Genomic DNA, 9,502 nt, shown 5'->3' with positions numbered 1-9,502 from the left:
CCGATCAGCACGGTGGGTTTTGGCAATAACGGGCTTGCGAAAGCCAACTTGCACGGGGCGAATGATCAAAAAGTGCTCGCTGGCGGTGATAGGGAAAGTGTCGGCGCCGGCTTCACGGATTCAGGTACTGTTTTTAACCACTAGAGGAGCGGCGCAATCGTACATGCGCTCACGTTTCACCCGGCTACGCGCTCTGCTAAGACATCTCTGCTAAGACAGACGCATGCTGAGTTCGCAGCGTTCTATCTCAATGCAGAGGATGGCAAAAGCGCTGTGGAGCAAGAGTTGACTTCACCTGTGCAGTATTTGCGAGTAGCACGCCGTCAGGGTGTCTATGTGCTGATCAATTGTAGGGGGTGATTTCCAAAACTGCGCATAGGCTTCTTGACCCAATTTGTCGGCGAGTTGTGGGTCGTCGTGCAGGCGCTGCATAGCCGCTGCCAGGCCTTCTGCGTCACCGCTGCGAAACCATAACCCTGTTACCTCGTGCTCAACAAAATCTCTCCCGGCACAGGCATCAGAGACGATACAGGGCACCCCTTGGGCGGCTGCTTCGGCGATTACCATGCCTTGTGTTTCGTAGCAGCGTGATGGGAATACGATGGCACGGGAAGTGCCGATGTAATGGTCTACCGAGGTGCGATCTACCCAGCCGGTAAACTCACCATTGGGGAGCTTTGTTATAAGCTCGCTTTTTAAATCACCCTCCCCGACTAGGCGTGTCTGGAAGTCGCAGTTGCTTGCCGCAGCGGTAAAAAGATCGGCTCCTTTTTCTTTTGAAAGACGGCCGATATAGCTAATGGTGTGTGAGTCGCTGGGTACCTGTGGGGGGCGCCGCTGGGTATCAATTGGATTTGGCACATGCCAGTAGGCCGCTTCAGAAGGCAAGTATGGGGCAAGCACCTGACGACTGAATTCTGATACATAAATAAAATGTTGAATATTTTTCGGCATACCGCCTAGCGTCGTCACCATTTGACGAGCATAGCGCCATAGCTTCTGCGGATAGCTGCGGGCATCACAGTGCGTGGCTAGACAGGCCCCCGATAAGGGTTTCAGGGTGCATGCTTGCTGTGTTTGGTAATTATAAAACCCACCATTGGGGCATACTGAAAAGTAGTCGTGCAGCGTCACTACTACCGGCAGGCCGCTCTTGGTTGCCGCTGTTACTGCGCTGATTGATAGCGACTTCACCCAAGTGTGAATATGAATAATGGTGGTGGCCTGGGGTAACTGGGGAAACAGTTCAGACAGCTTTACTTCCACCATACGGTTCCAGATACCCTTACGGGCAGCGTCCAGCCGACTAGGGTTAGACAATAGGTCGTGCTGACCCAGCTCGAATAGGGTTATATTTTCGTGCTGAAGCCGATCACTAATATCACCACTACCGTACACGAAGGTGACATGGTGCCCGGCCAGAGCTAATCCTCTGGCGCTTTCTATTGCGACTTGGGCCGCCCCGCCTTGGACGTGGGCGTAATCGTTAATAATAACGATATTTAGCCTCTCACTCTGTAAGCTCACTCTGCCTCCTTGCACGCATGCGATCTAGTGCATATAAGATCGTTACTAGCCAAAAAACGCCAGGAGAGAAGTAGCCGTACCCCCTTAAGAACACTTCTACAAGGAAGCCAAACGCAAAGCCCAGTAACATTAGGCGTTTCATGGCCTCTTGACGTTCCACCAAGGGCAAAATATTCACCCTATAACGCCACGCATTTCCCTTTATCACGAAGCGTAAGATGAATATTAAATAAAGGCCGACTAGCACCACCCCTAGTATCCCTAGCTCAGCGATCACTTTGGCTGCCAGCAATCCTCCATCGGAGGTGTTAAATTCACGGCCGGTCAAATCCACGATTCTAGCGGTGTAATGAGGGTAGGTGGTTCCTACCTCGCCTAACATCTGGAAACCAAGCCCTACCCCTTGGGTTTCTACCAAGTTTAGCCATGCCATCGCCCAGCCTTGGAGGAAGACCAAGGTTGTTAGGTTGTTGGTTTCACTAAAATCTAGCCGACTTGAAAAGTATTCGAAATGCGGCAATACAAACTGCGCAAAAAATATTGCTCCTATTAAGCCGGATACCAACAGGATCCAGAAGAAGATCGGCTGAAATCGCATCGTGAATATGAAAGCGGCGATCAGAAAGAAAACCAGCAAGGTCAAATTCGGGAATAATATGGCCAGTAGGAACATATTGGTAAGTATGAAAAGCGAGCGTGATGTTTTATCAACATAGACTTGCCCGCACGCCAGCATACCGATTGCTAACGCATAGTGGCTCTCTTCCGAGTAAGGAAAAACAGGCTTTTCCAGCAACGTGTAGCCCCATGCTGCGGGTGTCCATATCAGTGCTAGCCAACCTAACGCCACAAGAAATAGTAGGAAGTAGTATACCGCTCGGATAAGCACCTCGTAATTCATGATGTGTACCCGTCGGCCAAGGGCCACCGCAGCAAGCAGTACTACGATAACCACTAGGGACATAAGAGGCTTTACTTCACCACTGCTCGCTAGGCTGAAAAATGCACTTGCACTGATGGCACATAGCAGGAGCAGCAGCAAAAATACGATGCCAGAGAAGAGGAAGTTCAGAATATTACGCGTATTGAGCACAGCAACCAGCATACCGGCAACCAGTATCCCTGCGGCCAGGGAGCTCTGGTCCAGTACAACAAACACAAAACTAGGAAGAAGCAGTATCAACGCTAATGAAGATAAAAGAATAATATCCCAGCGATACGGCTTTTCTTGTCTCGTAACGTCTTGGCTCCCAACTTCTCGATTCACTCAATCACCCTTTCTTGTCGTAAGGCTTTATCAAGAAAAGCCAGCGAGTGGCTACGTAATTGGGCAAGGGCTACCTCTACCTTGGCGGCATCAGGCGTGGTGCTTAAAACATGAGTGAGCTGGCTTTCCGTGGTCGTTTCATTCACCAGCCTTTGTGTCTCGCCCACTTCTCCCAATAAGCTAGCGATTCGGTTCTGGCCTGTTGGAGGGGTTGTGACCACAAAGGGCTTACCAAGGTTCAGGCTGAAGGCTGTTCCGTGGAAGGAGTTGGTTACCACGAAGCTTGCCCCTTGAAAGAGTTCGAGAAATTCATTGGGGCCTACATCTTTGAGGTGCTGATCAGCGTGATAATTGATGAAGGGATCTTGGTCGATCGCTACCACTCGTAGGCCAAATTCTTGGGCCGCTGCTTCAACGACACGCTTTAGTAGCGCATCTTTTTTGAGTGCGTAGACCAGTATATAAGCGTCTTCTTTTTTATCTGTTAAAGGAAACCGTTGTTCCCACTCTTGCCGAGAGAGCAGCAGGGAGGGGTCAACAACATGGCTAACTTCCCTGCCAAGAAGCTGACTTAAAAAACCCGCGGTTCCTTTTTCGCGAACAGCCAACGCATGAAAATCTTCGAGATATGAAACTATTTTAGCCTGGAGGTTAGCATCGTATCGAAAAGAGCCCATGCTGGAGGCGAACGCAATACGACGTTTATTTTTGGCAAAGGTCAAGAAATAGGCGTCGTCTAGTTTACCTTGGTCGCTAACGACTTCTGGGCTCCAAATTTGGTCGCTGCCAGCAATCACTGCATCATACCCATCCGCAATGGTAGATAAGTCATACTGGTTTCTTGCGCGTGAGGTCAAGTTCAGGTGGTGCTCATTAAAACGGCGGAACTTATTAATCACGCGGTAACGCGGTATAAGACGAAAAACATCTTTCCCGGCCCTGAGCACATCACGTACGGTAGCTCCTACTCGTATGACCTGCATTCCCTTGGCAGGCTTCGGACTTCGGTAATCAATTACCGATACGTCTCCATACCTTTTCAGCACTTCATTCATGGCATATGTTTGAAGTGCTGCACCGTAATTATTTGCCCAGTGCAGGGTAATAAAACAAATCTTCATCAGGCCTGTCCTCTTTGAGCTGCGTTCTGAGCAGGTTCCTTCTTTTCTATAAGCGTATACACTTCCTCAACAGGCCGCCTAACGGAGCTGCATACCGTGTTGCTCTCTTTTGGGTAACCGATGGCAATCATCATCATCACCGTATGTTCTGGCTTGATGGGCACTGCGCTTCTTAGCCGCATGTCAGCACGGCCAGACTGGCTCCAGTTCAAGCAACAGGAAGCGACTCCTAATGAATGCAGTGCCCAGATAAGTGACATGGAGAACATGCCGCCATCAATCCAATGCTGGTAGCGCTCGTTAGGAGAGCAAAACGCTTTGAGATCCGCTGCAACAATAAGCACTTGCTCAACCTTGTGCCCAAAACCTCGATTGCCATTTTGTTCAGCCAGCGCTGTTTGTGCCATGCTGCCGTTAAGGTGATAAACATGCCAAGCTTGGCGATTGCAAACCGAGGGCGTTCCCATGGCAAGCTTCACTGCACGATGCAGGACACTCTCATCCACGGGCTCGGCAGCATATTCTCGAAGAGAATGCCTGGTTAAAAAGAAGCTCTCGGGCTCTTTCAGCTGGGCATGCTCAACTTTTTCTCGTGAAAAGCAGATAACGCCTGGTTCATCTATTAGCTCTATATCACGCTCACTATAGTGGTGCTTTATGCTATGAATCCTTTCGGCAAGCTGACTACATTTCTCTGGATTATGTGGCTTTTCAACTTCTAGAAATTTTTCTAGCACTGTCAGTGACATGTTATCGTGACAGCCGTGCTGCTGTGCATTTGCTGACTTTTCCAGTGCATCCATCAAAAGCAGTGCATTATCCCAGCCAGCGCCGGGACGCCGCTCACTAAAGCTCATGCTTTTTTCGAGCGCATGGTAAACCTTTACCATGTAGTAATTTCTTTCTTCTGCGTCACCGAGCCGAATTTTCCATCCCGCATAGGACCAGTAACGTTTTAGATCATATAAAAAGCCACCACCAGCCAATAGGACGCGCCCATAGCTCTTTAGATTCTGTAGCATCACCTTGCCCTGTAAAATTACTGCTTCCATTTTTCCGAAAACACCCGTTGGCTCGCTCCATAGTGATACAGAACAGCCAGAAGGTATTGGCTCGCCACCGTGGTAAGTGCGGCAGCTAGAGCACCATAAATTGGTATCAGAATAATATTGAGCCCAATATTGAATCCTGCTACCCATAGCATAAAGCGCACTTTTACCTTCATGTGCTCTTTCGTGACCAGCATGGCTCCTGAACAAAAGGCAAGGAACATGGCTGGAATAGACAAGCAGAATATCTTGACGTAATTTGCAGATACGATATAAGTTTCACCAAAAAGCAGATGTACAACTGGCTCTGCTAGTGCTGCTAAAACAACAGCCACGGCAATTCCAATCACTAGCATCCATTTATTTCCAGCCAAATATACCTGCCTCAACTTTTCCCGGTCCTGGTGCGCCCAGCGATGTATCTTAGGTAGAAAGAATTTCTGAAAAAGCACAGAAGGAAACAGATAAACTGCTGTCATAATAGTAAATGCAACATTGTAGAAGCCTGCTTCGGCATCCCCCACCATATACTTGACTAAAGCTAAATCACTTTGGAAATAAATCAGGTAGGCCAAAACGGCTAACCCAAAAGGCCATGCCTGCTTTGCCACATCCACCACGCCCACCTTTTCCTGTGCGCTCCCATCTTGCACAGCAGGATGGCCGCGTAACAGAAATCTGTGAGTCGTCATTTGCTTAATAAAAAAAACTGCAAATAGGACAACAGTAGCGGCGGTAATGCCATAGACCCAACCTACCCAAAATGAGTTAAAACTGCTCACGATAAACACCGTGGCTAAAATCAATAAAAACCTCAACAAATGAGGTGAAAATTGCCATAACGCCAAGACACCAAAGCGCTCTTCAAGTTGCAATTTACTGCTCACAAGTTCGATAGCTACTTGTCCAGCTATATGAAAAGAAAGAAATATAAGAAGCGTTTGACCTGCTGTCGTGTTGGGCCCCAGGATAGCCCACATTAGCAGCATGGCCATCGCCACTGCGGTGCTGAATATAACGAGCTTGATGGATGGCCTGACCCATCGCACACCGTGCCAGCCTTCTTCACCGAAGGCCTTCAGCCAATACTGCCCAATCCCGAAACTCGCTATCGGTGTTAACAACATAGCAAGCGCTAAGCCGGCACCAAAAAGCCCGAATAATTCTGGATTGAGCAGTCTTGCAAGTAGCACCTGTGACAAAAAGGCAAGGCCAGCACCAGCAAAGGAACCAAGCCAAAGAAATGACACAGATTTTATAGAGAGGCGCCGTGACATCAGCTTTTGTTACTTCCTATCATCCGCCACACTCTGGACAAGCCTTCTATTGCCAATGGTGCCACAACGGCAAGCACCATACCTATCACAACACTTACCAATAGCAAAAATATGCTATTTAGACCTCTTGATTGAGATGATATAGAGTTCAACATTATCAACCTGCCTTCTTGCAATGCAAGTAGACGATCTTCGTATTCTGCAATCAGGTCTAAGTATTGAGTTGCTAATTCTGCAGCATGATTCGACTCTTCATCTTTAATTCTGCTAAAGTTTTCACGAGCATTTTCAAGCAGCCCTTGAACCCTGCTCTCAAACCTTTCAAAAAGCTCGCTTTGAGACTCTTGGAGAGCGTTCATCATATACTCATGAAGCACTTGCACTTTCTCTGACTGCTGCTCACTTGCCTCACTCAGTATTGTTATAAGCAAGGTATCTCTAGGTGAAGTTATCTCTGCCGTCACTTCATTAATTTTCACTAACCCTTCACCAGCCAACTCTGCCTGAGCCTGTGGATAATAGATCCTCTTTAATTTTTCAATAACCGAACTTGGCTTCTCCAGTGCTTCGCCTGTAGATTTTTCTGCAAGCTGGTAGACGGACTGATACTCAAATTTTTCAGTTTCGCCTATCAACACAATGGCTATAACAGCTACAGGCAGTAAAAAAAATGTAACAGCCCACCTCCAACGCCGTGCAATAAGGCATAGCACATCACTGACGCTAATCTCATCTTGATATTTCATTGCTAGCCTCTACAATAAAATTTCACAAAAACATATATCCTATCTCAGAACAAGCGACTAATAAAGCAGGCGTAGCATTTTTAAAATGTGAGTTAATGTAGCATTGACGCCAACCGCTGCTTGAGTAGCGCTACACTTTAGAGTCCGATCCTATGCAAAAGCGGCATAGGGAAAAATGGTCAAACGTTACAATATCTCTGATGACGGCTGGGCACAGATTGAAGATATCGTGGCGCCCCCTCAAACCATGGGCAGACCCAGACGGTTCGATAAACCCAAATACCGGCAACGGAATGAGATAGAACGCAGCTTTGGGTAGCTTAAACGCATCGCCACACGCTATGAAAAACTGGTAAGTAGCTTTAAGGCGATGGTATGCGTGGCGTGCATCGGCCGTTGCTTGCGAGCCAACTTTTCGTACAAAACCACGCTAGCCCTAGCCCTCCCATAATTGTAAATAGGAGCGCTATTACCAAGGAAGGATGAATAGAGTGTCAAAACTTTGGATGGTGAGTATGCCGCTATACAACTTGGCACATGCACACTGGCGATACTAGCATCAGCAAGTTAGCATACATACTAAAAAATGACCGATACAAACGAACCTTTATAGGTTTTTAACGCATGCTACAACACTGTTGCCTTATTCCTAAGGGGTCACTACTGAACCGCAAAAACGTTAAAAGTAGACAAAATTAATCGCGGCAGCATAACAGCGATGCCCTTCACGAGGGAGGGGGAGATCGCCTCTCATTCCTGCCTTACTCTCCAACCTAGACTACCATTTGTTACCTTGGGGTAACTAGACAACGGACACCCTGCTAAGGGTGCCCGTTTTTTGGCTTTCCGTAGCCTAGGAGAGCCTATGAAATAGCTTTAACACAAACCTACTGGTAATCCGCTTATTTATAAACCGGTAAGCGCGCACAAACCTCAGCCACTTTATCCAGCACTTGGGCTTCGACGCTGCTAGTGTCTTCGCCTTTGGCCAGTACATCGAGGATATCGCAAATCCAGCCTGCCAGCTGCGTACACTCCTCTTCACCGAAACCGCGCGTGGTGACGGCTGGGGTGCCGATACGCAGGCCAGAGGTAACGAACGGGCTTTGCGGGTCGTTCGGTACGGCGTTTTTGTTGACGGTGATGTGGGCACGGCCAAGGGCGGCATCCGCATCTTTACCAGTCACGCCCTGCTTGATCAGCGAGAGCAGGAACAGGTGGTCTTCAGTGCCGCCGGAAACGATGTCGTAACCACGGTCAATGAATACCTTCGCCATGGCTTGCGCGTTCTTCACTACCTGCTGCTGGTAGGTTTTGAACTCGGGTTCCATGGCTTCTTTGAAGCAGATCGCTTTGGCGGCAATGACGTGCATCAGCGGGCCGCCCTGGCCACCGGGGAAGACTGCCGACTGCAGCTTCTTCTCGATATCCGGGTTGTTCTCGGCCGAGAGAATCACGCCGCTACGCGGGCCGCGCAGAGTTTTGTGCGTCGTGGACGTGACCACGTGGGCGTGGGGCAGCGGGCTGGGGTAAACGCCAGCAGCGACCAAGCCAGAAACGTGCGCCATATCCACCAGTAAGTAAGCACCGACTTCGTCAGCGATTTCACGGAATTTTGCCCAGTCGACAATCTGAGAGTAGGCAGAGAAACCGGCGATGATCATTTTCGGCTTGTGTTCACGGGCCAGGGAAGCGACTTGGTCGTAGTCGATCAGGCCTTGCTCGTTCAGGCCGTACTGAATGGCGTTGTAGTGCTTGCCGGAGAAGTTGGGCTTGGCACCGTGAGTCAGGTGGCCGCCCGCGTCCAGGCTCATACCGAGGATGGTGTCGCCCGGTGTGACCAGCGCTTGGAAAACAGCGCTGTTGGCTTGAGAGCCAGAGTGCGGCTGCACGTTGACATAGGTCGCGCCGAACAGCTGCTTGGCGTAGTCGATGGCCAGGTTTTCAGCGATATCGACAAATTCACAGCCGCCGTAGTAGCGCTTGCCTGGGTAGCCTTCGGCGTATTTGTTGGTCAGCTGGCTGCCTTGCGCTTCTAGTACGCGGGGGCTGGCGTAGTTTTCAGAAGCAATCAGTTCGATGTGGGCTTCTTGGCGTGCCACTTCTTTTTGCATGGCATCAAACAGCGCATCATCGAATCCGGCAATTGTCATGTCGCGGCTGAACATCGGCGGGAACCTCGTTAGAAAGGATCATCATGGAGAAGCGAGGCGGCTATCATACCGCAGCCTGACGCGACTTTCATCGCATCCGCGTCAGGTGGTGCATGAGCATGTTTCATGTTGTGAGCCGGGTAAAGTTCTGACCAAATGGACAACCATGCGTGCCCGTCGCCCAACAAATTGGCCTCCCACAGGGGGGCACATTACTTGATCGATAAGGCCAGCTGTAGACATCATGGATTGACCTGCCCCTCCTCAACGTCGTGGATTACGTTGAGGTAGGGACCAAAATGCAGAGCCACTATTGAGGGAGGCAGGTCATGAAACAGTCTAACGCAACTCAGCAAGCTGTT

At 49.3% G+C, this 9,502-nt stretch carries 7 protein-coding genes and 1 pseudogene; 1 reads left to right on the top strand and 7 read right to left on the bottom strand.

Annotated elements, in window-relative coordinates:
* Positions 1-291 precede the first annotated feature (291 nt).
* The 6 genes from NH344_RS17425 to NH344_RS17400 are packed head-to-tail and all read right to left on the bottom strand — an operon-like array spanning position 292 to position 6,987.
* Positions 292-1,527, bottom strand: coding sequence for a glycosyltransferase family 4 protein (locus NH344_RS17425; RefSeq protein WP_044630560.1), 1,236 nt, complete (start codon positions 1,525-1,527; stop codon positions 292-294).
* Complete coding sequence (locus tag NH344_RS17420) at positions 1,511-2,794, bottom strand: hypothetical protein (protein WP_253028224.1); 1,284 nt, start codon at positions 2,792-2,794, stop codon at positions 1,511-1,513. Before NH344_RS17420 ends, NH344_RS17425 begins: the two co-directional genes overlap by 17 nt.
* Positions 2,791-3,915, bottom strand: a complete 1,125-nt coding sequence (locus tag NH344_RS17415) for a polysaccharide pyruvyl transferase family protein (protein ID WP_044630558.1) — start codon at positions 3,913-3,915, stop codon at positions 2,791-2,793. The genes NH344_RS17420 and NH344_RS17415 overlap by 4 nt, the downstream gene beginning before the upstream one ends.
* A complete protein-coding gene (locus NH344_RS17410; RefSeq protein WP_205408460.1) occupies positions 3,915-4,967 on the bottom strand; it encodes a nitroreductase family protein in 1,053 nt (350 codons plus the stop codon). The genes NH344_RS17415 and NH344_RS17410 overlap by 1 nt, the downstream gene beginning before the upstream one ends.
* The gene (locus tag NH344_RS17405) at positions 4,955-6,241 is read right to left on the bottom strand and encodes a flippase (RefSeq protein WP_044630557.1); all 1,287 of its coding nucleotides are present in this window, start codon (positions 6,239-6,241) and stop codon (positions 4,955-4,957) included. Before NH344_RS17405 ends, NH344_RS17410 begins: the two co-directional genes overlap by 13 nt.
* Positions 6,241-6,987: a hypothetical protein gene (locus NH344_RS17400; RefSeq protein ID WP_044630556.1), complete on the bottom strand. Its 747-nt coding sequence runs from the start codon at positions 6,985-6,987 to the stop codon at positions 6,241-6,243. The genes NH344_RS17405 and NH344_RS17400 overlap by 1 nt, the downstream gene beginning before the upstream one ends.
* A 250-nt stretch (positions 6,988-7,237) precedes the next feature.
* Here NH344_RS17400 and NH344_RS17395 point away from each other — a divergent pair.
* Positions 7,238-7,438: pseudogene (locus NH344_RS17395) on the top strand (transposase); the annotation flags it as partial.
* 451 nt (positions 7,439-7,889) lie between these two features.
* Here NH344_RS17395 and glyA read toward each other — a convergent pair.
* Positions 7,890-9,155 (bottom strand): serine hydroxymethyltransferase, encoded by a 1,266-nt coding sequence (glyA, locus tag NH344_RS17390; RefSeq protein WP_044630555.1) that lies wholly within the window; start codon positions 9,153-9,155, stop codon positions 7,890-7,892.
* Positions 9,156-9,502: the final 347 nt, after the last annotated feature.

This window comes from Halomonas sp. Ps84H-12 (assembly GCF_024124725.1).
Lineage (GTDB): Bacteria > Pseudomonadota > Gammaproteobacteria > Pseudomonadales > Halomonadaceae > Vreelandella > Vreelandella aquamarina.
Note: the sequence above shows the minus strand (reverse complement) of the source record. Positions and strands in the feature narration are given on the sequence as shown.

Coding starts and splice junctions, on each gene's coding strand:
- NH344_RS17415 (WP_044630558.1), bottom strand. CDS start 3,915: ATGAAGATTTGTTTTATTACCCTGCACTGGGCAAATAATTACGGTGCA.
- NH344_RS17410 (WP_205408460.1), bottom strand. CDS start 4,967: ATGGAAGCAGTAATTTTACAGGGCAAGGTGATGCTACAGAATCTAAAG.
- NH344_RS17405 (WP_044630557.1), bottom strand. CDS start 6,241: ATGTCACGGCGCCTCTCTATAAAATCTGTGTCATTTCTTTGGCTTGGT.
- NH344_RS17400 (WP_044630556.1), bottom strand. CDS start 6,987: ATGAAATATCAAGATGAGATTAGCGTCAGTGATGTGCTATGCCTTATT.
- glyA (WP_044630555.1), bottom strand. CDS start 9,155: ATGTTCAGCCGCGACATGACAATTGCCGGATTCGATGATGCGCTGTTT.